Genomic DNA, 24,471 nt, shown 5'->3' with positions numbered 1-24,471 from the left:
AGAGGGGCGGGGCTTTTTAGTGGCTCGCTTTCGAGGAAGTTATTCTTCGCCCATCTGCGACTGCAGGTAATTCTCAAGACCCACTTTGTCGATCAGGCCCAGTTGGGTTTCCAGCCAGTCGATATGCTCTTCCTCGGATTCGAGAATGTCTTCGAGCAGTTCGCGGCTACCGAAGTCGCCAACGCTTTCGCAGTGGGCGATGGCCGCTTTCAGGTCGGCATGGCCGGTTCGTTCGATACGCAGATCACACTCAAGCATTTCCCGGGTATGTTCGCCGATGTGCAACTTGCCAAGGTCCTGGACGTTGGGCAGGCCTTCGAGGAACAGGATGCGCTTGATCAGCTTGTCCGCGTGCTTCATCTCGTCGATGGATTCGTGGTACTCGTGCTTGCCCAGCTTGTTCAGGCCCCAATCTTCGTACATGCGAGCATGCAGGAAGTACTGGTTGATCGCGACCAGCTCATTGGCAAGGATCTTGTTGAGATGCTGGATGACTGTAATGTCGCCTTTCATGATGAGGCCTGCCCTGTAATAGCTGTGTATAAGGCAGAGTTTGAGCTGCGTATTTCCGAGTGTCAAACCTAAGTTATTGAATAATAAATGAAAATTAATCGGAATAAGAATGTTTGTGTTCCGCGTCTGGAAGCTAAGCTTTTGATTTTCAGACATAAAAAAACCGGACATGGAGTCCGGTTCTTTAAAAAGTCGTGTTCAGGCGGCGGTAAATTCTACTGGGTAGGGGATCGAAGCCTGGGCCGTTTGCACCTTGGCGAGGGTTTCACGTACCACTTCCTTGGCCAGGCACGCGCATTTGCCGCATTGGCTGGCTACGCCAGTGGCCTGGCGGACTTCGCGATAGCTGCAGCAACCTTCATAGATCGCTTCGCGGATCTGTCCGTCGGTGACGCCAGTGCAGAGGCAAACATACATAAGTAAGAACCGTCGCTGGTTGTGGCTTAAGTGCAATGGATCTTAATGTTAACGAGAATGATTGTCAAAGTGGTTTCCGAGATGCTCAGGCTAGAGCGGTGCCGAGCTGACGAACGGTTTTTTAGTGGCACTCTGGCGATTTTTTAATAATGCCCAAAATCCGTTGAGGACAGGCCAAACGTGCGGTGTATGATGGTCGGTCCTTGCGAAGTGGGTTCGTGTCACAGGGCTGTCGCTTGAGGGTGACAGGCTGGCGCGAACCTGAGTTTTTCACGTTATTACACCAGGAGATATCCAATGAGCGTACTCGTAGGCAAGCAAGCCCCTGACTTCACCGTTCCTGCCGTTCTCGGCAATGGCGAGATCGTCGACAGCTTTACCCTGTCCTCGGCCATCAAAGGCAAATACGGCCTGGTGTTCTTCTACCCACTGGATTTCACCTTTGTCTGCCCGTCCGAGCTGATCGCGCTGGATCACCGCATGGACGACTTCAAGGCTCGCAACGTTGAAGTGGTTGCCGTTTCGATCGACTCGCACTTCACTCACAACGCCTGGCGCAACACGCCGATCAACGGCGGCGGCATCGGCCCGGTGAAATACACCATGGCTGCCGACATGAAGCACGAAATCGCCAAGGCCTATGACGTTGAGTCCGAAGGCGGCGTGGCTTTCCGTGGCGCGTTCCTGATCGACGACAAAGGCGTGGTCCGTTCGCAGATCGTCAACGACCTGCCACTGGGCCGTAATATGGAAGAGCTGATCCGTCTGGTCGACGCGCTGCAATTCCACGAAGAGCACGGCGAAGTGTGCCCCGCCAACTGGAAAAAAGGCGACAAAGGCATGACCGCTTCCCCAGAAGGTGTTGCTGCCTATCTGGAACAGCACGGCGACAAGCTGTAAGCGAATCAGGCATAAAAAAACCGGCCCTCGATGGGCCGGTTTTTTTATGGGGAAAAATCTGCAGGAGCGCTGTGGATCAAGGCCTATGGGAGCCCTGTGGGAGCAAAGCTTGCTCGCGATGCGAGCGCCTCGTTTTCCTTGAAAGATCGCGTCGCTTTCATCGCGGGCAAGCCTTGCTCCCACAGGCCTTGCACCTACCGACTTCCGTCCTGTGGCCTCAGTCGTCGAAATCCTGCCAGCCGCCCATTTCCTTCCAGCGATTGACGATTCCGCAAAACAGCTCGGCGGTTTTTTCGGTGTCGTAGCGGGCCGAGTGCGCCTCACGACCGTCAAAATCGATGTCGGCCGCCTGACAGGCCTTGGCCAGCACGGTCTGGCCGTACGCCAGGCCGGCCAGCGTCGCGGTGTCGAAGCTGGAGAATGGGTGGAACGGGTTGCGCTTCATGTCCAGGCGAGCAACGGCTGCGTTGAGAAAACCCAGGTCGAAGCTGCTGTTATGACCCACCAGGATCGCACGCTTGCAGCCGTTGGCCTTGAGCGCCTTGCGTACGCCGCGGAAGATGTCGGTCAGTGCCGTTTCTTCACTCACCGCCATGCGCAACGGGTGGTCGAGCTTGATCCCGGTGAACTCCAGGGCCGCCGCTTCTATGTTGGCGCCTTCGAACGGCTCGACGCGGAAGAAGTAGGTGTGGTCGGGGAACACAAAGCCTTTTTCGTCCATGCCGATGGTGGTCGCCGCGATTTCCAACAACGCATCGGTGGCGGAGTTGAAGCCGCCGGTTTCTACGTCGACGACCACCGGCAGGTAACCCCGGAACCGGGCTGCCATGGGGTGACGGGCGCCGCCCGAACCCGCGTTGCCGTCCAGTTCGTCGTCGAAATGCTCTTCACTCACGCGGTTTCCTCCAACAGGCGCCAGCGCAGTTTTTCACCGGCGCGCAGCGGAATGACAGTCTGCTCGCCGAAGGGCAGGCTGGCGGGGGCGGTCCACTCATCGCGGACCAGGGTAATGCGATCGGTGTTCACTGGCAGACCATAGAAACGCGGCCCGTGCAGGCTGGCAAAGCCTTCGAGCTTGTCCAGTGCATTGCGCTGCTCGAACGCCTCGGCATACATCTCGATAGCAGCGTAAGCGGTGTAGCAACCGGCACAACCGCACGCGGCTTCCTTGGCATGGCGGGCGTGGGGCGCCGAGTCCGTCCCGAGGAAAAACTTGGCGCTGCCGCTGGTAGCAGCTTCGAGCAGGGCCTCTTGATGGGTGTTGCGCTTGAGGATCGGCAGGCAATAGAAATGTGGCCGGATCCCACCCACCAGCATGTGGTTGCGGTTGTACAGCAGGTGATGGGCGGTGATGGTCGCGCCGACGTTGGCCGGTGCCTCGTTGACGAACTGCACGGCATCGCCGGTGGTGATGTGTTCGAACACCACCTTGAGCGTCGGGAAGCGCTCGACAACGCGGCGCATATGCTCATCGATGAAGATCTTCTCGCGATCGAACACGTCGACTTCGCCGCGAGTGACTTCACCATGGATCAGCAAGGGCATCCCGACCTCGGCCATGGCCTCCAGTGCCGGGAAGATCTTGTCGATGCTGGTGACACCGGAATCCGAGTTCGTCGTGGCGCCGGCAGGGTACAGCTTGGCGGCATGGACGAAGCCGCTGGCCTTGGCGTCGCGGATCTCCTCTGGTTGGGTACGATCGGTGAGGTAGAGCACCATTAACGGCTCGAAGCGGCTGCCGGCCGGGCGTGCGGCGAGGATACGCTGGCGATAGCCATCGGCCTCGGTGGCGTTGCGCACGGGCGGAACCAGGTTAGGCATGATGATCGCGCGCCCGAAGGTGCGCGCGACATCGGCGACGGTATGGGTCAACACAGCACCATCGCGAAGATGAATATGCCAGTCGTCGGGACGCAGCAGGGTCAGGCGGTCGGACATGGGGGGCTTCCAGGCGGGTCAAACTGTGGGGAATGCTACCGGAAAAGACAGATACAGGCACCCGCTATCAAGTTTTGCCACAAGTTACCGATAGCCCTTCCAGGTATGTCATTAATTCGTGCAGTGTGCCGGCCCGGCCATGCCCTTAGCGTGTATCGATTTTGTATAAAAGCCAGTGGAGCCTCCCGTGCGCCAGCGTTATCTAGCCTTGCTCAGTGTGTTTGCCAGCCTTCCCGCCATGGCGCTCACTTTCCAGACTCGTCTGGAGAGCATTGAGTGGACGGTCGAAGGTGACAAGTTCGAGTGCCGGCTCAGCCAGCCGATCACCGATTTCGGCAGCGGCGAGTTCGTGCGCCGGGCTGGTGAACAGGCCACGTTCCGGCTCAAGGTCTATAACCCGATGCTCGGTGGCGGATCCGCGACCTTGCTGGCTGCCGCTGCGCCGTGGCAACCGGGACGAGGCGACATCAATCTCGGCTCGGTCAGGCTCGGCAGTGGCGATGTGCTGTTCAACAGTTCCCAGGTCCAGGCGGGTCGGCTGATCAGCGGGTTGATGGAAGGCCGTAGCCCAGTGGTGCGCCGTAACACCGAGGACGGGCGGGTATCGGAAGTCCGGTTGCTGCCGGTACGCTTCAACAAGGCTTTCAGCGACTATCAAGGCTGCGTGGCGAAGCTGCTGCCCAAGAACTTCGAGCAGATCAAGCAGACCCAGATCGGCTTTCCTGGCGAAGAAGTCGAACTCGATGCGCGTGCCAAGGCTCAGTTGCAGGTGATGCTCGATTTCATCAAGGCTGACCCGAGCGTCAATCACGTCGAGCTTGACGGTCATTCCGACAACAGTGGCAACCGCTTGACTAACCGTGAGCTGTCACGCCGCAGGGCTCTGGCCGTACAGGAGTTTTTCAAGGCCAATGGTTTCCAGGAATCGCAGATTACCGTGCGATTTCATGGCGAGCGCTATCCTCTGGTTCCCAATACCAATGCGGCTAACCGCGCCAAGAACCGCCGCGTGGTCGTCCAGTTGTCGCGCGTATCCCCGACCGAAGCGCTGACACCCCAACCGGCCGCTCAGCCTGCACCATCCGTGCCTGCCGCGCCTCCTGTCCAGAAACCCGCCCCCACGGCTGCTCCGACCAAGGCTCCGGCACCGGCCGCCGCTCCGGCCAAGACCGCGGCACCGGCGCCCGTTCCGGCAACTGCACGAACCTCCTGACTCAATAGGGTCGTCGCGCGCTCGACATAATCTGTCGCTTCGTCGTCATAAGCTGTCGCGCCTCTGTAAATTATCCGCGCCGGACGTTAGACTTCACGGCTTTCCGTACAACCCGTGGAGTGATGGCATGGCGGACGTAAACAAGGTCGTTCTGGCGTATTCCGGCGGCCTGGACACTTCGGTGATCCTCAAGTGGCTGCAGGACACTTATAACTGCGAAGTGGTGACTTTCACCGCTGACCTGGGGCAGGGCGAAGAAGTCGAACCTGCACGCGCCAAGGCTCAGGCCATGGGCGTCAAAGAGATCTACATCGATGACCTGCGCGAAGAGTTCGTCCGCGACTTCGTGTTCCCGATGTTCCGCGCCAACACCGTCTACGAAGGCGAGTACCTGCTTGGTACGTCCATCGCCCGTCCGCTGATCGCCAAGCGCCTGATCGAAATCGCCAACGAAACAGGCGCTGACGCCATTTCCCACGGTGCCACCGGCAAAGGCAACGACCAGGTGCGTTTCGAGCTGGGCGCATACGCTCTCAAGCCCGGCGTTAAAGTCATCGCTCCTTGGCGCGAATGGGACTTGCTGTCCCGTGAAAAACTGATGGACTACGCCGAGAAGCACGGGATTCCGATCGAGCGTCACGGCAAGAAAAAATCCCCGTACTCGATGGATGCGAACCTGCTGCACATCTCCTATGAAGGCGGCGTGCTGGAAGACACCTGGACCGAGCACGAAGAAGACATGTGGCGCTGGACCGTTTCCCCGGAAAAGGCCCCCGATACCCCGCAGTACCTGGAACTGACCTATCGCAACGGCGACATCGTCGCGCTGGACGGCGTGGAAATGAGCCCGGCCACCGTCCTGGCGACCCTGAACCGCATCGGCGGCGAACACGGTATCGGTCGTCTCGATATCGTCGAGAACCGGTATGTCGGCATGAAGTCCCGTGGCTGCTACGAAACCCCGGGCGGTACCATCATGTTGCGCGCTCACCGGGCAATCGAATCGATCACCCTGGATCGTGAAGTGGCTCACCTGAAAGACGAGCTGATGGCCAAGTACGCCAGCCTGATCTACACCGGTTACTGGTGGAGCCCGGAGCGTCTGATGCTGCAACAGATGATTGATGCCTCCCAGGTCAACGTGAATGGTGTCGTGCGCTTGAAGCTCTACAAGGGCAACGTGATCGTCACCGGGCGCAAGTCCGATGACTCGCTGTTCGATGCCAATATCGCGACGTTCGAAGAAGACGGTGGCGCCTATAACCAGGCCGACGCGGCCGGCTTCATCAAGCTCAATGCCTTGCGCATGCGCATTGCGGCGAACAAGGGCCGCAAGCTGTTCTGATCCAGAAAAAGGCCTGCCATGTGCAGGCCTTTTTTTACTTTCCTCTCCCTGATTCGTGTCGCGCGCCTGTCGCAGACGCTTCTGCGTGTCTCTCATTCCTCCTGTCCGCCTGCTCGGAGCGGTGGCTTATCGTGGCTGTAGACAACGTATAGGGTGATTTCCCCAGCCCTTGAGGCGTGCTTGGTTCGTTTTGACCGACGAGCCTCGACCCGAAGTTCCGGATGGCTGCACAGGAAGAACATCACACGTTGTGTCGGGGGGCTTTCTCTGTGCAGATGCATCAGCCAAACCCTCGTCTTGCGTGGCTGATGCCATACGCGTTTGTGTCGACCTGTCGAATCATCCATCGTCTTGACGAAGTGTTTGTTCTTGCGGAAATCTGAGGGTGAATATAACGAGCGGTAGTTGAAGTTGAGTGTAACGAAGAAGAGCAGCAGCAGATAAAAGGGAAAGCTGATCAGGAACCACAGATAATATTCGCGATCCTGATCATCCAGGAACGGCAAAGAGATGGCTGCGGAGGTCTCGGATAATGTCGCGAATATGGCAATCAATGTCATTGGGTTGGTAATGGTCTTCAAGGGTTTGTTCATGGTGGAGGCTCATGGAATATTTAGGCTCGGTGATAGATGTTGGATAAAGTTTTATAAAGTTTCGGAGTTGTCTGGGTTGACCGAACAAGGCCGTATCTTGTTATGTTCGTCGGAATGACTTTGGCGGGTCTTCTTATATAAATCCAGATGTATCGGTGCGCAATAGGCGTTGATTTATTGATAAATAATTCAGTAACTTTTTATGAGTCTCAGGCCGTTGCAGCCAAGGATCAAGCGTCTCGCTGAACTAAAGCCCAGCCGTTCTTGGGGGCGCTTGCTCTGTCGGAAAAGCGATCCTCTCCCGCTGGACAAATTCTTGGCACATTATTTCCAGGCTAATTTGTAGGAATTTTCTGTATTGCTTGTAGGTTGTGTCTTTCGGTGTGAGCGGTCAGGGGGGGCAGCATGCCAAGGTAGAAATGACTAGGCTATTGTGCGTGCTCTAAAAACTCGAACAGCGAAGTTGGATTTGCCCATGAATAAAGTGCTGATCGTGGATGATCATCCCGTCATTCGTCTTGCTGTACGTTTACTGATGGAGCGTCATGGATATGAAGTGGTTGCCGAAACGGATAACGGTGTCGATGCCCTTCAACTTGCCCGAGAGCAGTCACCGGATATCGTTATTCTCGATATTGGCATTCCTAAGCTGGATGGGCTGGAGGTTATTGCACGCCTGGCCTCCAATCCTTCGCCCCTTAAAGTATTGGTATTGACCTCCCAATCCCCCGGGCATTTTTCGATGCGTTGCATGCAGACGGGCGCGGCCGGTTATGTGTGCAAGCAACAGGACCTTACCGAGTTATTGAGTGCAATCAAGGCGGTATTGTCCGGCTACAGTTATTTTCCTAACCAGGCACTGCATACGGTTCGCTCAAGTCTGGGAAATGCCAGTGAGTCGGATATGGTGGACCGTCTGTCCGGGCGGGAAATGATGGTGCTGCAACAACTGGCGCGTGGAAAAACCAATAAGGAAATTGCAGATGGGATGTTCTTGAGCAACAAGACCGTCAGTACTTACAAGACCCGCTTGTTGTTGAAACTCAATGCCCGTTCGCTGGTCGATCTGATCGAGCTGGCGCAACGTAACGGGCTGGTGTGAGGCTTGCGGTGAGGCGTACTCGGTAAAAAGCCTCCATCAGGGAGGCTTTTACGTGTCAGAGATCAAAGTCGTAATCGGCCAATTGCTTCTGCAGGCGACGCTCGTCCAGCAGATTATCGATGGTGCGGCGTTTGCTCAGGTTGGTCTTGGGAACTTCCACCACCACCGGTTCGATGTCTTCGGCTTCAGCGGCGATGAAATCGTCTTCTACATCCAGCTGTTCTTTACCAGTACTCATGGGTTCGACTCCAGGCTAAGGCTGCCTTTGGCGCTCCTTATATCGATAAACAACCAGCGGGTAAAAAAGATTTTTTCAATCGGCGGATCAATAAAACTAATAGAGCTTCAATCGTCCGAGGTCTTGTGCTTGTACTCGCATAAGTCCTCGATCCTGCAACTGCCGCAGCGGGGCTTACGCGCCAGGCAGACATAGCGCCCGTGAAGGATCAGCCAATGATGGGAGTCGAGCAGGTACTCCTTGGGCACGAACTTCATCAGTTTCTTTTCCACCTCCACCACGTTTTTTCCGGGGGCCAGGCCAGTCCGGTTGCTGACACGGAAGATATGGGTGTCAACCGCCATGGTCAGCTGACGAAATGCTGTATTGAGCACCACGTTGGCGGTCTTGCGACCGACACCCGGAAGGGCTTCCAGGGCTTCGCGGGTCTGAGGAACGACGCTTCCATGGCGTTCGATCAGCAGGCGGCAGGTTTCAATCACGTTTTTTGCCTTGCTGTTGAACAGCCCGATGGTCTTGATGTATTCGGACAACCCTTCGACGCCCAAGGCGTAGATCGCCTCCGGGGTGTTGGCAACGGGGAACAGCTTGGCGGTAGCCTTGTTGACGCCGACATCGGTGGACTGGGCTGACAGAATCACCGCAATCAACAACTCGAACGGCGAAGAGTAGGCCAGTTCGGTTTTCGGTTCCGGGTTGTCTTCGTGAAAACGGCGAAATATTTCCAGGCGCTTTGCGGCATTCATGGGCGCGGCATTTCCTTGGGCGATGAGGGGGATTTCGCGGATTCCAGGGCCGCTAGCAGCAAGCCGAGCAGGAGGAACCCGCCTGGGGCCAGTTGGGCCAGTGGCGTGCCGTGGCCGATCAATTCGCGCAGGGCACCCAGGCCGACCATCAACAAGCCGAACAGTCCGGCGAGTCGAGCCAGGCCTGGTAAGCGAGACTCGACGAAGACGTGATCGTTTTCCAGCACCACGCAGCTCAGGGCTATCCAGCCGATGTACAGGCTTGATGGTTGATAGGCCGCCGGCGCCCAAGCTTGTGCGGCAAGGCTTGCGCAAGCGGTAAAGGTGGCGGCCAGCACGACGGAGGCCAGCCGCCGCTGCCAGGTCGTCAGGCGAGGTCGCAAAGGGGTTATGGCCAAGCCGTGGGCGATGCTGACCAACGTCCATGCCAGCCATAGGCCCAGCGCACTGCTCAACGCATGGCTGGCGCCGATCAGGGGAACCAGTAACAGGCCGCGTGCCAGTTGTGATGAGACGGTCATTGTGTAGCCCCGCCGGTCAATGCAGCCTTGTGCTCGTCAAAATAACGCAATGTGTCGTGCACCGCCTGGAGGACTGCCCGAGACGTCACCGTTGCGCCCGCCAATTGGTCGAATTGGCCCTGCTCTTTTTTCAACGCCCAGTCGCTGTCGAGGGTGGACTGGAGCGATCTGCCGTTGAAAGTCCGCAGCCAGGCATTGGGCCAATCGGCAATCGCCGCGCCCAGGCCAGGTGTTTCAGTCTGATGGAGGGTCTTGATGCCCAGCAACCGACCCGAAGTGTCGATGGCGATCATCAGCTCAAGGGTGCCTTCATAGCCCAACGCCTGAGTGCGAAACAGGATGGCAGAGGGTTGGCCGGAACGGGTCGCAAGGTAGCCACCCAGCAACGTGCTATGCGTCAGGGGGACGGGCTTCATCAAGACCGGTTGCGCCAATGGTTGATTGTCGTAAAGATCGGCTGGCAGTACGTCGAGCAAGGTTCTGTTGGCGTTGGCCTGGCGTCGGGCTTCGATGCGCTCGACGGTGCCGATCTGCATGAGGCAGGTAGCCCCGACGCCCAGCACGGTCAACAGGATCAGGATCGTAATACCACGGGAATTGTTCATGTCGCCTGCCGCCTTTGCCTTGCCTCGGCGAAACGCTCCAGCGCCGGCACGCCAAGATTCATCAGCAGCACTGCAAACGCTACGCCGTCGGGGTAGCCTCCCCAAGTGCGGATCAGGTAGACCAGCAGCCCCACGCCCGCACCAAACAGCAGACGGGCAAGCGGAGCCTTGGCCCCCGATACGGGTTCGGTCACGATAAAGAACGCACCCAGAAAAGTCGCACCGGTGAGCAAGTGAAACAGCGGCGAGCCATGGGATTGCGAGCCCGAACCGTTCCAGCACAGCAGGCTGATGATGAACAGGCTGGCCAGCATGCCAACCGGCGCATGCCAGCTGAACACGCGTTGCTGCAGTAAAAACAGGCCGCCTGCCAGGAAAGCCAGGTTGACCCATTCGATGCCTTTTCCACCAAAGCGTCCGAACGCCGGGTGGCTGGCGAACAGTTCGTCTATGGTCAGGCTGCTGTTGATGCGCAGGCTGTCCAGCGCTGTCGCGCCGGCCCACGCATCGGCTGGTGGATGAATGCCGAAGACCTGTTGCAGGCCCTCGAGCAAACCGATGCCGGGGGGCGTTGGCCATTGGCTCATATGGGAGGGAAACGCCACCAGTACCAGGGCATACCCGAGCATCGCCGGGTTGAACGGATTGTTGCCAACGCCGCCCCACAGGTGCTTGCCGAACAACAGGGCGCAGGCGGCCGCGATCACGGTCAGCCACCAAGGGCAGTACGCCGGCAGCGCCAATGCGAGCAGTGTGGCGCTGACCAGCGCGCTGCCATCATTGAGTTCGGGTGTGAGCGGTCGACGTCGCAAGCGCAGGACCAGTGCTTCGACGCCCATCGCGGTGAGCCCGGATAACAGCAGGTTGAGCGCAATGCCCCAACCGTAAACCCACATCAATGCCAGTATCCCGGGCAGGGTCGCCAGCAGCACGCGCCTCATCGCTTGTCGCAGCGCATGCTGCGAGGCGTCAGGACCGGGCATGAGCATCCACCTGGTGTTCGGCTTCCTTCACCGCTTTCTCCAGGACTTCCAGCTCCTGATCCGCGACGGCCGCCGCCCGGGCTTTGCTCAGCTCGGCACGCCGCATCGCCAATTGAATCTTCGCCCGTTTCAACTCCGCATCCGGTGCCGGTGCCAAGGGTGGCGCGGCATTCTCCAGTTGCGCCAGGGCCTGTTCCGCTGCTTCGAATTGACGTTGCAGCAGGATCAGCTGCGACTGCTGTTCAAAGGTCGGGGGATGACCGAACGCTTTCAGGGACTTGTTCAACTGCGCCCGGCTCATCGCCAGATCGATCTTGGCTTTTTTCAACGCAGCGTCGGCACTAGCGGCTTTTTGTGTACGCACCCGTTCAAGTGCGGCTTGCACAGGGTCAAGCGTCTGCTGCGCAACCTTTGTCGTGCGCTGGGTACGGGCCAGACGTTCGGCCTGACGCTGTTCTTCTTCGCGACGCAGGCGTGCGTTGCGCTGTTCGAAACGGTGCCTGGCGTGATTGCGCTTGGCGGTTCGCGCCAACCGTTCTTCGACGCTGAAAGCCAGGCCTCCAATGATCGGCAGCACGGTCGTGGCCGGCAGTGGTCGCATCTCGATGCAGTCGACCGGACAAGGCGCCACGCAAAGGTCGCAGCCGGTGCATTCCTCGACGAGCACGGTGTGCATCAGCTTGGCCGCCCCGACGATGGCATCTACCGGGCAAGCCTGGATGCATTTGGTGCAGCCGATGCATTCGGCCTCACGAATGAACGCAACTTGCGCCGGAGCTGTGCCGCGACTGGCGTCCAGTTCCACCACGGGCACGTTCATCAGTTCGGCCAGGGCCGAGATGGTTTCGGCTCCGCCGGGTGGGCATTTATTGATCGGCTCTCCGGCGGCGATGCCTTCGGCGTAGGGTTTGCAGCCCGGATGGCCGCACTTGCCACATTGGGTCTGTGGCAGCAGGGCGTCGATACGTTGAATCAGAGTCATGTCTTGACCAGCCCGCGCAATCCAAGGAATGCCACCGCCATCAGTCCGGCACCGATCAACTGAATCGGCAGGCCACGGAAGGGCAGGGGAATATCGTTATCGACAGTGCGCTGGCGCAAATCCTCGAACAGGCTCAACACCAGCCAGAACCCCAGCCCGGCGCCCAGGCTCAAGGCCATGGCGTGGAGCAGCCCTTGATCGTCCTGGCTCTTGAGCAGCGCGACGCCCAGTATACCGGCGTTGCCAAGCAGCAATGGCCAGAGGCCCTCGAACGACAGCGCTGGCAACCAGCCTGACAAGAGGCGCAGCAACGGCCCGATCAGCAGCACGCTCAAGGGTAGCCAGACGAACAGGCGCAGGAAGGTGAGGTTGGCCGGTACCAGCAACCAATGATCGATGGCATGACCCAGGGTGCCGACCGTCAGCATCAGGCAGGTCGACGCCAGGCCCAGTGCATGCACCTGCTTTCTTCCTTCCACCGCCAACAACGGATCGACGCCCAGCGACCAATGCAACACGAGGTTGTTGATCAGGGCAGTGCCGAGCAGTGTAAGGAAAAGGTCGGACATGGTATGTAGGGAACAAGGAGTCTGTTACAGGTATAAGCATTATCCGGCACGTGACCGAATACGAAAATCCCACAGCCGCCGGCAAGGCGACTGTGGGATCGGTTACAGCGCGCAGTCGCGTTTACTTGATTCGCTGACCCGGCTTGGCGCCGCTGTCGGGGCTCAGCAGGTAGATTTCTTCGCCGCCCGGGCCGGCCGCCATCACCATGCCTTCCGAGACACCGAAGCGCATTTTGCGAGGCTTGAGGTTGGCGATCATCATCGTCAACCGGCCTTCGAGCTTGGCGGGGTCCGGGTAGGCACTCTTGATACCGGAAAACACGTTGCGTTGCTCGTCGCCGATGTCCAGGGTCAGGCGCAGCAGTTTATCGGCACCTTCGACGGCTTCCGCCTTGACGATCAGGGCGACGCGCAGGTCGACGGCGGCAAAGGTGTCGAAGTCGATTTCCGGCGACAGCGGGTCCTTGGCCAGTTCGCCATTGCCGGCGGGAGCGCCGGTGTCGGTCTGGCTGGCGACCAGGTCTTCCTTGGAGGCGTCGATCATGGCTTGTACCTTGGCGGCGTCGATGCGGGTCATCAACGGCTTGAATTCGTTCAGTTGATGGTTGCTCAGCAGCGTCTGATGATCGTTCCAGGTCAACGGCGCAACGTTCAGGAACGCTTCTGCATCGGCGGCCAGCAGCGGCAGCACCGGCTTGAGGAAGATCACCAACTGGCGGAACAGGTTGATGCCCAGGGCGCAGATCGCCTGGACTTCGTCCTGCTTGCCTTCCTGCTTGTTCAACGACCAGGGCGCCTTGTCGGCGATCCAGGCGTTGGCGCGGTCGGCCAAGGCCATGATTTCACGCATTGCACGGGCAAAATCGCGGGATTCATAGGCTTCGGCGATGCTGGGTGCGGCCGCCAGGAAGGCGTCGGTCAGTTCCGGCGCGGCATTACCCGCCACCAGCAACCCGGCATTGCCCTTGTGGATGAACCCGGCGCAACGGCTGGCAATGTTGACCACCTTGCCCACCAGGTCGGAGTTGACCTTCTGCACGAAGTCTTCGAGGTTCAGGTCCAGGTCGTCGACGCCGCGGCCCAGCTTGGAGGCGTAGTAGTAGCGCAGGTATTCCGGCGACAGGTGGTCCAGGTAGGTCCGGGCCTTGATGAAGGTGCCGCGGGACTTGGACATTTTCTGGCCGTTGACGGTCAGGTAGCCGTGGACGTTGATGCCGGTTGGCTTGCGGAAGCCGGCGCCTTCGAGCATTGCGGGCCAGAACAGGGCGTGGAAATTGACGATGTCCTTGCCGATGAAGTGATACACCTCGGCCGTGGAGTCCTTGCCCCAGAACGCGTCGAAGTCCAGCTCAGGCGTGCGATCGCAAAGGTTCTTGAAGCTCGCCATGTAGCCGATAGGCGCATCCAGCCAAACGTAGAAATACTTGCCGGGCTCACCAGGGATTTCGAAGCCGAAGTACGGCGCATCGCGGGAAATGTCCCACTCTTGCAGGCCGGAGTCGAGCCATTCGGCGAGCTTGTTGGCCACCGCGTCGTGCAACGTGCCGCTGCGGGTCCAGGTTTGCAGCATCTCCTGAAAATCCGGCAGCTTGAAGAAGAAATGCTCCGAGTCCTTGAGCACCGGCGTCGCCCCGGAAATGGCTGACTTCGGGTCCTTCAGATCGGTCGGTGCGTAGGTGGCGCCGCATTTCTCGCAATTGTCACCATATTGATCTTCGGTGCCGCATTTCGGGCACGTGCCCTTGATGAAGCGGTCGGCCAGGAACATTTTCTTTTCCGGGTCGAAATACTGGGTGATGGAACGGGTGGCGATATGCCCGGCGTCACGCAGCTTCAGATAGATCTGACTCGACAGCTCACGGTTTTCTTCTGCGTGAGTGGAGTGGAAGTTGTCGAAGTCCACCAGGAACTCGGCAAAGTCGGCGCTGTGTTCGGCCTGGACGTTGGCGATCAGTTGTTCCGGGGTGATGCCTTCCTTTTCCGCGCGCAGCATGATGGCCGAACCGTGGGCGTCGTCGGCGCAGACATAGATGCACTGGTTGCCGCGATGTTTCTGGAAGCGCGTCCACATATCGGTCTGGATGTATTCCAGCATATGGCCGAGGTGAATCGAACCATTGGCATAGGGCAGGGCGCTGGTGACGAGGATCTTGCGTGGCTCGGACATGGGGCTCGGCTACTTGATGAAACGGAGGTCGGCCACTATAAAGCGCCAGCGGGTTTTTTTCACCCTTTGGGGCGCTCCGGGCCCAGCGGGGATAAATCCCCTTGCCACAAAAGTATTCACATGCGGGTAATCGGGTCTAGGATAGCGGCCTGTTTTCAAGTCCTGTCATCGGAGTTGCCCATGAGCGCCGTCAATCGCGCAACGGTGGAAGCCGTCCTTCGTCAATACACCGACCCCTACCTGAACCAGGATCCGGTCAGCGCCGGATGCGTGCGCGATATCGATATCCAGGGCGAGCGTGTCAGCGTCCAGCTGGAAATCGGCTACGCCGCCGACCTGTTCAAGAGCGGTTGGGCGCAGATGCTGCAAATGGCGATCGAAGCCCTGGACGGAGTGAGCGCCGCCAAAGTCGAGATCACCAGCGTGATCGCGCCCCACAAGGCCCAGGCGCAGGTCCCCGGCCTGGCAAACGTGAAGAACGTGATCGCCGTGGCGTCGGGCAAGGGCGGTGTGGGCAAGTCCACCACCGCCGCGAACCTCGCCCTGGCCCTGGCCCGCGAGGGCGCGAAGGTCGGGATGCTCGACGCGGACATCTACGGGCCGAGCCAGGGCATCATGTTCGGCATTGCCGAGGGCACCCGGCCGCAGGTCAAGGACCAGAAGTGGTTCGTGCCGATCCGTTCCCATGGCGTGGAAGTCATGTCCATGGCGTTTCTGACCGACGACAACACGCCGATGGTCTGGCGCGGGCCGATGGTATCCGGCGCCTTGCTGCAATTGGTCACGCAAACTGCCTGGGGCGACCTGGATTACCTGGTGATCGACATGCCGCCCGGCACCGGCGATATCCAACTGACCCTGGCGCAGAAGGTCCCGGTGGCCGGCGCGGTGATCGTCACTACGCCGCAGGACCTGGCGCTGCTGGACGCCCGCAAAGGGGTGGAAATGTTCCGCAAGGTGAACATCCCGGTATTGGGTGTAGTGGAGAACATGGCTGTTCACATCTGCTCGAACTGTGGCCATGCGGAACATCTGTTTGGCGAAGGGGGCGGGGAAAAACTGGCGAACCAGTACGGCGTCGAACTGCTGGCTTCGCTGCCACTGTCCATGCTGATCCGCGAGCAATCCGACGGCGGTAAGCCAACGGTCATCGCCGAGCCGGAAAGTCAGATCGCCATGGTCTACCAGGAACTGGCCCGTCATGTGGGCGCACGGATCGTCTTGCAGGAAGCCGCCGCGCCGGCGATGCCGAACATCACTGTCAGCGACGATTAAAAGCCAAGCGGTAACCCCTGTGGGAGCGAGCCTGCTCGCGATAGCGTCGGTTCAGTCAGCCTCGATGCGGCTGACATACCGCTATCGCGAGCAGGCTCGCTCCCACAAGGGGGGATGTGTGCAGGGTTTTACATCCGCAACCCGCCATCCATCTCAAGAATCCGTCCGGTGTAGTAGTCGTTCTCGAAAATATAAGCCGCCGAATGGGCGATCTCCTCGGCCCGGCCCATGCGCTTGAGCGGAATCGCGGAGGTCATTCTCTCCAGGGCCTCGGGTTTCATGCCCAGGGTCATCTCGGTTTCGATGAAGCCCGGAGCGATGCCGGCGACACGGATGCCATAGCGTGCCAGTTCCTTGGCCCAGGTCACGGTGGCGGCGGCCACGCCGGCCTTGGCGGCCGAGTAGTTGGTCTGGCCGATGTTGCCGGCGCGGGAAATGGAGGAGATGTTGATGATGGCACCGCTGTTTTTCAGCTCGACCATCTTCGCGGCCACTTCGCGGGTGCACAGGAACACGCCGGTCAGGTTCACATCGATCACCGCTTGCCACTGAGCCAGGCTCATCTTGGTCATCTCACCGTCCTTGACCTTGAGCAGCAGGCCGTCGCGCAGGATCCCGGCGTTGTTGATCAAACCGTGGATCGCCCCGAAATCTTCGGCTACCCGGGCAACCATATCGCTCACTTGTTCTTCATTGGCCACGTTACACACGTACGCCCGGGCCTCGACGCCCTTGGCCTTGCAAGCGGCGACCGCCTGATCGAGTTTTTCCTGGTTGAGGTCGACCAAGGCGAGCTTCGCGCCTTTGTCGGCGAAATACTCGGCCATGGAGCGGCCCAGGCCCTGGCAACCGCCGGTGATAATGATTACTTTGTCGGTGAGTTGCATTCGCATGTCCTGGTGACGGAACGGTTGAGGATGCTTGATCGTTTTTTAAACGGATCTCATCAAAGGAGTCATAAATTGAGCGCTGACGCTGCCAAGCATGCCCGAGAATTACTGCTCAAGGAATACCGTGGGATGCTCTCCACCCATTCCAAGTCCATGCCCGGTTTCCCATTCGGTTCCGTGGTGCCTTACTGCCTGGACGAGCAGGGCCGGCCGCTGATCCTGATCAGCCGTATCGCCCAGCACACCCATAATCTGCAGAAAGATCCCAAGTGCTCGATGCTGGTGGGCGAGCGGGGCGCCGAAGACGTGCAAGCCGTAGGCCGCCTCACTTACCTGGCCGAGGCGCGGAAACTGGAAGACAGTGACGCCATCGACGCTGCTGCCGAACGTTATTACCGCTACTTCCCCGAATCCCGGAACTACCACAAGGCCCACGATTTCGATTTCTGGGTGCTTGACCCGGTGCGTCATCGCTACATCGGTGGCTTCGGCGCCATTCATTGGATCGAGCGGATTACCCTGCCGAATCCCTTCGCCGGCAAGGCCGAGGCCAGCATGATCGAACACATGAACGTCGATCACGCCAAGGCCATTGCTCATTATGTGGAATTGGCCGACCTGCCCCGGACCGAGCCGGCGCAATTGGTGGGCATCGACAGCGAAGGCATGCACCTGCGTATCGGCCAGGGGCTGCACTGGCTGGCGTTCCAAGAGCCTTGCAACACTCCGACACAAGTGCGCGAAGCCTTGGTTTACCTGGCCCACGCCGAACAATGGCCGAAAAATACCGAGGTCGGCGCTTGAATTCACGAAAGGACGACGTCATTTAGGGTTTCATAGCAAGGCATTCTTGCGTTGAGGAACCCTTTGATGCGCCCTTTTTTGTTGCTCTTTCTGCTGTTTCCGGTGTTGGAGCTGTTCGTATTCGTCAAGGTTAGCGGTGCGATCGGTTTTTTCCCGGCCCTGCTGCTGATCATTCTCGGCTCCATGCTCGGCGTGTTCGTGCTGCGCATCGCCGGTCTCGCCACTGCACTGCGTGCCCGTGAAAGCCTCAGCCGTGGCGAGCTGCCTGCCCAGACCATGCTCGAAGGCCTGATGCTGGCCCTGGGCGGCGGTCTGTTGATCCTGCCAGGCTTTATCAGCGATGTGCTGGGGCTGGTCATGCTGTTGCCGTTCACCCGTCGCTTGCTGGCCAACAAGATGCGCCAGCGTGCCGAAGAGCAGGCCATGCGCCAGCGGGCCTTCGCGGATGATCTCCAGCCTCGTGGCGGCCCGGCCCCACGAGAGCCGCTTGGCCGAGAGCCCAATGTGATCGAAGGCGAGTTCGAGCACCGGGACTCCAAATGACACCACCGCACGGCACCTTCGGGTGCCGTGTTCGTTTTTGGGGCGGCTGAAGAAATTTTTTCGTCCCGGCCCTTGTAATCCACTTGTGTGCCCTTATGTATCGGTCACCGCAAGGTTACCGGTGGCAACACCGGACAGACTTCCGCGGTTCGACTGACGAACCGCACCCGGCTCTGCCGGCTTTTGTTAAACCCGCCGGGACTACACCGGCCGATGAAAACCATAATTAGGAGAGATCGACAATGAAGCTTCGTCCTCTGCATGACCGCGTCGTCATCCGTCGCAGCGAAGAAGAGAAGAAAACCGCTGGCGGTATCGTCCTGCCAGGTTCGGCTGCTGAAAAAGCCAACCACGGTGAAGTTCTCGCTGTAGGCCCAGGCAAGGCACTGGAAAACGGTGAAGTACGTGCGCTGGCCGTGAAAGTGGGTGACAAGGTTGTGTTCGGCCCTTACTCCGGCAGCAACACTGTAAAAGTCGACGGCGAAGACCTGCTGGTAATGGGCGAGAGCGAAATCCTCGCTGTTATCGAAGGCTGATTCCCCGCTCAATTTCCCGCTACTACACAGTATTTAAGGAATATCGATCATGGCTGCTAAAGAAGTTAAATTCGGCGATTCCGCCCGCAAGAAAATGCTCACCGGCGTCAACGTCCTGGCGGACGCGGTAAAAGCGACCCTGGGCCCGAAAGGCCGTAACGTGATCATCGAGAAGAGCTTTGGCGCTCCGACCATCACCAAGGACGGCGTTTCCGTAGCCAAGGAAATCGAGCTGGAAGACCGTTTCGAAAACATGGGCGCGCAGCTGGTCAAGGACGTTGCCTCCCGTGCCAACGATGATGCAGGCGACGGCACCACCACCGCGACCGTTCTGGCTCAGTCGATCGTCAACGAAGGCCTGAAGGCCGTTGCTGCCGGCATGAACCCGATGGACCTCAAGCGCGGTATCGACAAAGCGACCATCGCTATCGTCAAGGAACTCAAGGGTCTGTCCAAGCCTTGCGCCGACTCCAAGGCCATCGCCCAGGTAGGCACCATTTCCGCCAACTCCGACAACTCCATCGGTGACATCATTGCCGAAGCCATGGAAAAAGTCGGCAAGGAAGGCGTGATCACCGTTGAAGAAGGCTCGGGCCTGGAAAACGAACTGTCGGTTGTCGAAGGTATGCAGTTCGACCGCGGCTACCTGTCCCCATACTTCGTCAACAAGCCGGACACCATGGTTGCCGAGCTGGACAGCCCGCTGATCCTGCTGGTCGACAAGAAGATCTCCAACATCCGCGAAATGCTGCCAGTGCTGGAAGCCGTTGCCAAAGCCGGCCGCCCACTGCTGATCGTGGCTGAGGACGTCGAAGGCGAAGCCCTGGCGACCCTGGTTGTGAACAACATGCGCGGTATCGTCAAAGTGGCAGCCGTCAAGGCACCAGGCTTCGGCGACCGTCGCAAGGCCATGCTGCAGGACATCGCCGTACTGACCGGCGGTACCGTCATCTCCGAAGAGATCGGCCTGAGCCTGGAAAGCACCACCCTGGAGCACCTGGGTAACGCCAAGCGCGTGACCCTGTCCAAGGAAAACACCATCATCGTCGACGGTGCTGGCGTACAAGGCGACATCGAAGCACGTATCGCGCAGATCCGTGCCCAGATTGCCGACACTTCCTCGGACTACGACCGTGAAAAACTGCAAGAGCGTCTGGCCAAGCTGTCCGGCGGCGTTGCAGTGATCAAGGTTGGCGCTGGCTCCGAAGTTGAAATGAAAGAGAAGAAAGCCCGCGTTGAAGACGCCCTGCACGCAACCCGCGCAGCTGTCGAAGAAGGCGTGGTACCTGGCGGTGGCGTAGCCCTGATCCGTGCTCTGGAAGCACTGACCCAACTGAAAGGCGACAACGCCGATCAGGACGTGGGTATCGCTGTGCTGCGTCGCGCTGTTGAAGCGCCGCTGCGTCAGATCGTTGCCAACTCCGGCGACGAGCCAAGCGTCGTGGTCGACAAGGTCAAGAACGGCGAAGGCAGCTTCGGCTACAACGCCGCGACTGGCGAATACGGCGACATGATCGAAATGGGTATCCTGGACCCAACCAAGGTCACCCGTTCGGCCCTGCAAGCAGCCGCTTCCATCGGCGGTCTGATCCTGACCACCGAAGCCGCTGTGGCTGATGCACCGAAGAAAGAAGGTGCTGCTGGCGGCGGTATGCCAGACATGGGCGGCATGGGTGGCATGGGCGGCATGATGTAAGCCAGCCTTACCCCTGTACTGAAAAACCCCGCCTGCGTCAGCAGGCGGGGTTTTTTATTGGTTTGCAGAGACTGTAGTGGGCTCCAAGGCCAGTGACCACTGAAGATCAACTGTGGGAGCGAACCTGCTCGCGAAGGGCCTTCAGCCCCAACATCTTCATTGCAGGCCCGCCCACCTCTGAAATGGCCTCAGGCCCTGGAGGGTCGGGCAGGACGACGCGGTCGATCGTGGCGGCCGGTCGGTACAGGATGAAGTAGTAACACCCCAGGCAAATCAGCCAGCAGAACACCGCGGTCCACACGTTATGGGAAAAGAAGTGCGCCCCCTGCATCATTCGGCTGAGGGAAAACACCGTTCCGAGGGCGAAGGCGAACACCAGAGCCTGGCGAGCAAGACGCGGACGTCGGTCGCGCAGGACGAAGAACAGCGCAAACAGTGTGAAACCGGTCGCGGCATGGCCGCCGGGCCAGCACCGACCGGGCTTGTCGGTGGCCGGACGCGGGCTCAGCAGTTCGCTGTAGGTTTCCTTGCCACCAAATTCCTTCAGGCTCCAGGGGCATTGCACCGCTGTCACGGCTTTCATCGGAGTGACGAATGAAGTCGCCAGTGCGAGGGACAACACCAGGCAACCCAGTTCCCGCTTGAACGGTTTGAGCCGCGCGACGGAAAAGGAGCCAATGAAGCCGAGGATCGCCAGCACCGAAAAACCGATGACCACTTGTTTGGCCCGGTCATGCAGGATGTCTTCCAGAAAAAAACTGTGCCGGCCGATGAAACCACCGCCGTCCGGGTCGTAGAACAGCCTGGCCAGCGCCATGTCCAGTGTCGTCAGTTCCAGCAACACCAGGATCAGCGCAACAACTGCGGGCACGCCCAGGACGATCCGGAAATTCAATGGCCTGGAAGCGGGACGGACGACGGTGGGGACCATGGCGGTACCTTCGGTGGGAATTTTCAGCGCGCAGTGTCCGATACGTTGCATTGGCGAGGTGTGAATGCCGAGTGAAAAACTCGTCAACGTCCGGCGCTCCATTCTGCCAAGGGGCCTGCATGCCTCTAGCCGAGAGTCACACTTGGCCTTAAGCTGCGCGGGCCACGACGCCCGTCTACCGTGAGCAGAGGAGATGCCGATGCGAATTCTATTGGTCGAAGACAACCGCGATATCCTGGCTAACCTGGCCGATTACCTGGGCCTGAAAGGCTACACCGTCGATTGTGCCCAGGACGGTTTATCGGGGTTGCATCTGGCCGCCACTGAACACTACGACTTGATCGTGCTGGACATCATGCTGCCGGGTATCGACGGCTACACCTTGTGCAAGCGCTTGCGCGAAGATGCGCGGCGCGATACGCCGGTGATCATGCTCACTGCCCGGGATCAACTGGATGATCGCTTGCAGGGTTTCAAGTCCGGGGCCGATGATTACCTGATCAAACCTTTCGCCCTGTCGGAACTGGCGGCACGGATCGAAGCCGTCATGCGTCGGGCCCAGGGCGGTGGTCGGCGCGCCTTGCAGGTCGGCGACCTGAGTTACGATCTCGACACACTCGAAGTGACCCGCGAAGGCAAGCTGCTCAAACTCAACCCGGTCGGCCTGAAGTTGCTGGCCGTGCTGATGCAGAAAAGCCCCCATGTGCTGCGCCGGGAAATTCTCGAAGAGGCGTTGTGGGGCGACGATTGCCCTGACAGCGACAGCCTGCGCAGCCACGTTCATCAGCTACGCCAGGTCATCGATAAACCGTTCGACAAACCGCTTCTGCACACTGTGCACGGCGTCGGTTATCGCCTGGCCGAGGGCAGAGATGGAGTTTAAGCAGAGCCTTGCGCAACGGATCATCATCGCTTTTGCGCTGATGAGCGCGTTGGTGGCCGGGGCGTTTGCCATGGGGATCGTGGCGACGGTCCATCTGGTGGAAGAAAAGCTGATTTCCGCCGGGCTGGGGGGCGACCTGCAACGTCTGTTACTGATGGACAGCGTGTCGGACTGGAGCCATCGTCCGGAGCCTGACCAGTTGTTCTACTTCAGCGGGGGCCCGGGCGACTTCGAGTTGCCCAAGGACTTGCGCCATCTGGAGCGCGGTTTCCATGAAGTGTTTCGTGAACAATTGTCTTATCACGCCATGGTGGAAATCGTAGACGGTCGGCACTACGTACTGCTGCAGGACCAGAGCGATTTCGAAGAGCGCGAACGGGTGCTGTTCGCCGTGGTGCTGGTGGGCTTCGTGCTCAGCCTGGCGCTGGCGGTGTTCCTGGGCTGGGTCCTGGCTCGTCGGGTGATGGCGCCAGTGGTGCGCTTGGCACGGCAAGTACGTCATCGCGATCAGCTCCTCGGGCTTGCTCCGCCGCTGGCGCCCGATTATGCCGCCGATGAGGTCGGCGAGCTGGCCGTGGCGTTCGACGCCACACTGGGGCGATTGCGCCAAGCGCTGACCCGCGAACGGTTGTTCACCAGTGATGTAAGCCACGAATTGCGTACCCCGTTGATGGTCCTGGCGACCTCCTGCGAGCTGTTGTTGGAGAACCCGGCATTGGATCAACGTGGCCGTACCCAGGTCGAGCGTATCAACCGCGCCAGTGAAGAGATGCGTGAACTGGTGCAGACTTTCCTGATGCTCGCCAGGACACAACGCGAAGACAGCGGCATGTCTCCTACCATGACATTGGGCCAGGTGGCCGAGAACCTCATCGGACTGTGGCGAACCCCGATCGAATCCAAAGGGTTGGAACTGATCTTCGAGCCGGGACAAACCACCGACACGCTGTACAACGCTACATTCCTGACCGCCGTCATGGGCAACTTGCTGCGCAACGCCTTGCACTACACGGACCAGGGGTTCATTCGGCTCACTCTCGGCGTCAGCGGATTTGTGGTCGAGGACAGTGGTGTCGGTATTCCCGAGGAAAAGCGCGAGGCGATGTTCGAGCCGTTCGTGCGGGGCAACGAAAAGCGCGGCGAAGGGCTTGGGTTAGGGCTGTCGTTGGTGCAGCGGATTTGCGAGAACCAGGGCTGGACAGTGAGCCTCAGCACGATGGAGCCCAACGGCTGCCATTTCCAAGTGGACTTGAGTCCCAAGGCGTGAATGCCGCAATCGGCCCCTTGGATATGGAAAAGTCTTGAAAACATTGGTCCGTTTACACGACGAAGTTTTCACAAAGGGATGACTTGGTGCCGACATGCCCAACCCTAAGGTGGGAGCCATTCAGTTATGGAGGTTCCCACCATGTCCAACGCCATCAAGCTCGACTTCTCTGAAAAGTACAACGAGCAACACGCTCGGGAATACTTGCAAAAACACCGCAGCGGCTTGAGTCGACGCCTTTCTCATCGGCGTGACGAGCAATTGGCCCGACGGGCATTATCGCTTGCGGGAGATCCGGGTCTCGTGCTGGATTTGCCCTGTGGTGCCGGGCGTTTCTGGCCCTTGCTGGCTGAAAAACCGAATCGGGTCATCATCGGCGCGGACAACTCCGAGGCGATGCTCATGACGGCGTTGAGGGCGCAACCGGCCGATGTCGTCAAACGGGTACAACCTTTGCACACTTCTGCGTTCGACATTGCCTTGCCCGATAACGCCGTCGACAGCATTTTCTGCATGCGCTTGCTGCACCACATTGGTGAGTCCGCGCACCGACTGGCGATTTTGCGGGAATTCGAGCGTGTCAGCCGAGACAGCGTGATCGTTTCATTGTGGGTTGATGGCAATTTCAAAGCCTGGAAACGCAAGCGCTTGGAACGTACCCGTGGGCAGAAAGACTACCAGAACCGATTTGTGTTACCGGTCGCTACAGTCGAGGATGAGTTTCGACAGGCCGGGTTCCGAATTCAAGAACGATTGGATTTCTTACCGCTCTATGCCATGTGGCGAGTTTATGTATTACGCAAGAGGTAACAGC

27 protein-coding genes are annotated in these 24,471 nt (G+C 59.2%); 12 read left to right on the top strand and 15 right to left on the bottom strand.

Annotated features, from left to right (window positions below):
• Positions 1-39: 39 nt before the first annotated feature.
• Positions 40-513 carry a bacterioferritin gene (gene bfr / locus LCU97_RS10660; protein WP_003178701.1) on the bottom strand — a complete coding sequence of 158 codons (474 nt, stop codon included), beginning with the start codon at positions 511-513 and terminating at the stop codon, positions 40-42.
• Positions 514-711: 198 nt separating this feature from the next.
• A complete protein-coding gene (locus LCU97_RS10655) occupies positions 712-930 on the bottom strand; it encodes a bacterioferritin-associated ferredoxin (protein ID WP_003178704.1) in 219 nt (72 codons plus the stop codon).
• Between the two features lie 297 nt (positions 931-1,227).
• Between LCU97_RS10655 and LCU97_RS10650 the strand changes: the two genes are divergently transcribed.
• Positions 1,228-1,830 carry a peroxiredoxin gene (locus LCU97_RS10650; RefSeq protein ID WP_053147080.1) on the top strand — a complete coding sequence of 201 codons (603 nt, stop codon included), beginning with the start codon at positions 1,228-1,230 and terminating at the stop codon, positions 1,828-1,830.
• Between the two features lie 217 nt (positions 1,831-2,047).
• Here the strand turns inward: LCU97_RS10650 and rnt are convergent, their stop codons facing one another.
• Together rnt and pyrC are read right to left on the bottom strand one after the other, a co-directional pair.
• Positions 2,048-2,725, bottom strand: a complete 678-nt coding sequence (rnt, locus tag LCU97_RS10645; protein ID WP_053147082.1) for a ribonuclease T — start codon at positions 2,723-2,725, stop codon at positions 2,048-2,050.
• Entirely contained in the window at positions 2,722-3,768 is a 1,047-nt protein-coding gene (gene pyrC / locus LCU97_RS10640) for a dihydroorotase (RefSeq protein ID WP_053147084.1), read from the bottom strand. The genes rnt and pyrC overlap by 4 nt, the downstream gene beginning before the upstream one ends.
• 187 nt (positions 3,769-3,955) lie before the next feature.
• Between pyrC and LCU97_RS10635 the strand changes: the two genes are divergently transcribed.
• Positions 3,956-4,981, top strand: coding sequence for a flagellar protein MotY (locus LCU97_RS10635; RefSeq protein WP_053147086.1), 1,026 nt, complete (start codon positions 3,956-3,958; stop codon positions 4,979-4,981).
• 127 nt (positions 4,982-5,108) lie between these two features.
• Entirely contained in the window at positions 5,109-6,326 is a 1,218-nt protein-coding gene (locus LCU97_RS10630; RefSeq protein ID WP_053147088.1) for an argininosuccinate synthase, read from the top strand.
• Between the two features lie 92 nt (positions 6,327-6,418).
• Here the strand turns inward: LCU97_RS10630 and LCU97_RS10625 are convergent, their stop codons facing one another.
• A complete protein-coding gene (locus LCU97_RS10625) occupies positions 6,419-6,919 on the bottom strand; it encodes a hypothetical protein (RefSeq protein ID WP_053147090.1) in 501 nt (166 codons plus the stop codon).
• Between the two features lie 475 nt (positions 6,920-7,394).
• Here LCU97_RS10625 and LCU97_RS10620 point away from each other — a divergent pair, with 475 nt between their 5' ends.
• Complete coding sequence (locus LCU97_RS10620; protein ID WP_053147095.1) at positions 7,395-8,021, top strand: response regulator transcription factor; 627 nt, start codon at positions 7,395-7,397, stop codon at positions 8,019-8,021.
• 55 nt (positions 8,022-8,076) lie between these two features.
• On the opposite strand, the gene LCU97_RS10615 is transcribed toward LCU97_RS10620, so the two are convergent.
• The 8 genes from LCU97_RS10615 to metG form a co-directional block, all read right to left on the bottom strand.
• Complete coding sequence (locus LCU97_RS10615; RefSeq protein ID WP_053147098.1) at positions 8,077-8,259, bottom strand: PA3496 family putative envelope integrity protein; 183 nt, start codon at positions 8,257-8,259, stop codon at positions 8,077-8,079.
• Between the two features lie 107 nt (positions 8,260-8,366).
• Positions 8,367-9,005 carry an endonuclease III gene (nth, locus tag LCU97_RS10610; protein ID WP_053147100.1) on the bottom strand — a complete coding sequence of 213 codons (639 nt, stop codon included), beginning with the start codon at positions 9,003-9,005 and terminating at the stop codon, positions 8,367-8,369.
• Complete coding sequence (locus LCU97_RS10605; protein ID WP_232776342.1) at positions 9,002-9,526, bottom strand: Rnf-Nqr domain containing protein; 525 nt, start codon at positions 9,524-9,526, stop codon at positions 9,002-9,004. Before LCU97_RS10605 ends, nth begins: the two co-directional genes overlap by 4 nt.
• Positions 9,523-10,131: an RnfABCDGE type electron transport complex subunit G gene (locus LCU97_RS10600; RefSeq protein ID WP_232776341.1), complete on the bottom strand. Its 609-nt coding sequence runs from the start codon at positions 10,129-10,131 to the stop codon at positions 9,523-9,525. Before LCU97_RS10600 ends, LCU97_RS10605 begins: the two co-directional genes overlap by 4 nt.
• Complete coding sequence (locus LCU97_RS10595; RefSeq protein WP_232776340.1) at positions 10,128-11,114, bottom strand: RnfABCDGE type electron transport complex subunit D; 987 nt, start codon at positions 11,112-11,114, stop codon at positions 10,128-10,130. The genes LCU97_RS10600 and LCU97_RS10595 overlap by 4 nt, the downstream gene beginning before the upstream one ends.
• Positions 11,101-12,096 carry an electron transport complex subunit RsxB gene (gene rsxB / locus LCU97_RS10590; protein WP_232776338.1) on the bottom strand — a complete coding sequence of 332 codons (996 nt, stop codon included), beginning with the start codon at positions 12,094-12,096 and terminating at the stop codon, positions 11,101-11,103. Before rsxB ends, LCU97_RS10595 begins: the two co-directional genes overlap by 14 nt.
• Positions 12,093-12,665 carry an Rnf-Nqr domain containing protein gene (locus tag LCU97_RS10585; protein ID WP_232776337.1) on the bottom strand — a complete coding sequence of 191 codons (573 nt, stop codon included), beginning with the start codon at positions 12,663-12,665 and terminating at the stop codon, positions 12,093-12,095. Before LCU97_RS10585 ends, rsxB begins: the two co-directional genes overlap by 4 nt.
• Before the next feature lie 121 nt (positions 12,666-12,786).
• Positions 12,787-14,832, bottom strand: a complete 2,046-nt coding sequence (metG, locus tag LCU97_RS10580; protein WP_053147109.1) for a methionine--tRNA ligase — start codon at positions 14,830-14,832, stop codon at positions 12,787-12,789.
• Between the two features lie 180 nt (positions 14,833-15,012).
• On the opposite strand from metG, the gene apbC reads away from it, so the two are divergent.
• Positions 15,013-16,107 carry an iron-sulfur cluster carrier protein ApbC gene (apbC, locus tag LCU97_RS10575; protein ID WP_232776336.1) on the top strand — a complete coding sequence of 365 codons (1,095 nt, stop codon included), beginning with the start codon at positions 15,013-15,015 and terminating at the stop codon, positions 16,105-16,107.
• A gap of 128 nt (positions 16,108-16,235) precedes the next feature.
• Here the strand turns inward: apbC and LCU97_RS10570 are convergent, their stop codons facing one another.
• Positions 16,236-16,994 carry an SDR family oxidoreductase gene (locus tag LCU97_RS10570; protein WP_232776334.1) on the bottom strand — a complete coding sequence of 253 codons (759 nt, stop codon included), beginning with the start codon at positions 16,992-16,994 and terminating at the stop codon, positions 16,236-16,238.
• A gap of 75 nt (positions 16,995-17,069) precedes the next feature.
• Here LCU97_RS10570 and LCU97_RS10565 point away from each other — a divergent pair, with 75 nt between their 5' ends.
• From LCU97_RS10565 to groL, 4 genes are all read left to right on the top strand, one after another.
• Positions 17,070-17,801 (top strand): HugZ family pyridoxamine 5'-phosphate oxidase, encoded by a 732-nt coding sequence (locus tag LCU97_RS10565; protein ID WP_232776333.1) that lies wholly within the window; start codon positions 17,070-17,072, stop codon positions 17,799-17,801.
• 66 nt (positions 17,802-17,867) lie between these two features.
• Complete coding sequence (locus LCU97_RS10560) at positions 17,868-18,344, top strand: FxsA family protein (protein ID WP_053147117.1); 477 nt, start codon at positions 17,868-17,870, stop codon at positions 18,342-18,344.
• A 242-nt stretch (positions 18,345-18,586) separates the two neighbouring features.
• Positions 18,587-18,880, top strand: a complete 294-nt coding sequence (locus tag LCU97_RS10555) for a co-chaperone GroES (RefSeq protein WP_053147119.1) — start codon at positions 18,587-18,589, stop codon at positions 18,878-18,880.
• Positions 18,881-18,929: 49 nt separating this feature from the next.
• Positions 18,930-20,576, top strand: coding sequence for a chaperonin GroEL (gene groL / locus LCU97_RS10550; RefSeq protein WP_053147121.1), 1,647 nt, complete (start codon positions 18,930-18,932; stop codon positions 20,574-20,576).
• 106 nt (positions 20,577-20,682) lie between these two features.
• On the opposite strand, the gene LCU97_RS10545 is transcribed toward groL, so the two are convergent.
• Positions 20,683-21,507 (bottom strand): phosphatase PAP2 family protein, encoded by an 825-nt coding sequence (locus tag LCU97_RS10545; protein ID WP_232776546.1) that lies wholly within the window; start codon positions 21,505-21,507, stop codon positions 20,683-20,685.
• A gap of 199 nt (positions 21,508-21,706) precedes the next feature.
• Between LCU97_RS10545 and colR the strand changes: the two genes are divergently transcribed.
• The 3 genes from colR (at position 21,707) to LCU97_RS10530 (ending at position 24,467) form a co-directional block, all read left to right on the top strand.
• Positions 21,707-22,390 (top strand): two-component system response regulator ColR, encoded by a 684-nt coding sequence (gene colR / locus LCU97_RS10540; protein ID WP_025215158.1) that lies wholly within the window; start codon positions 21,707-21,709, stop codon positions 22,388-22,390.
• Positions 22,380-23,657, top strand: coding sequence for a sensor histidine kinase (locus LCU97_RS10535; protein WP_232776332.1), 1,278 nt, complete (start codon positions 22,380-22,382; stop codon positions 23,655-23,657). The genes colR and LCU97_RS10535 overlap by 11 nt, the downstream gene beginning before the upstream one ends.
• A 141-nt stretch (positions 23,658-23,798) precedes the next feature.
• Positions 23,799-24,467, top strand: coding sequence for a class I SAM-dependent methyltransferase (locus LCU97_RS10530; RefSeq protein ID WP_053147125.1), 669 nt, complete (start codon positions 23,799-23,801; stop codon positions 24,465-24,467).
• Positions 24,468-24,471: the final 4 nt, after the last annotated feature.

Source organism: Pseudomonas uvaldensis, from assembly GCF_021271205.1.
Classification (GTDB): domain Bacteria; phylum Pseudomonadota; class Gammaproteobacteria; order Pseudomonadales; family Pseudomonadaceae; genus Aquipseudomonas; species Aquipseudomonas uvaldensis.
Note: the sequence above shows the minus strand (reverse complement) of the source record. Positions and strands in the feature narration are given on the sequence as shown.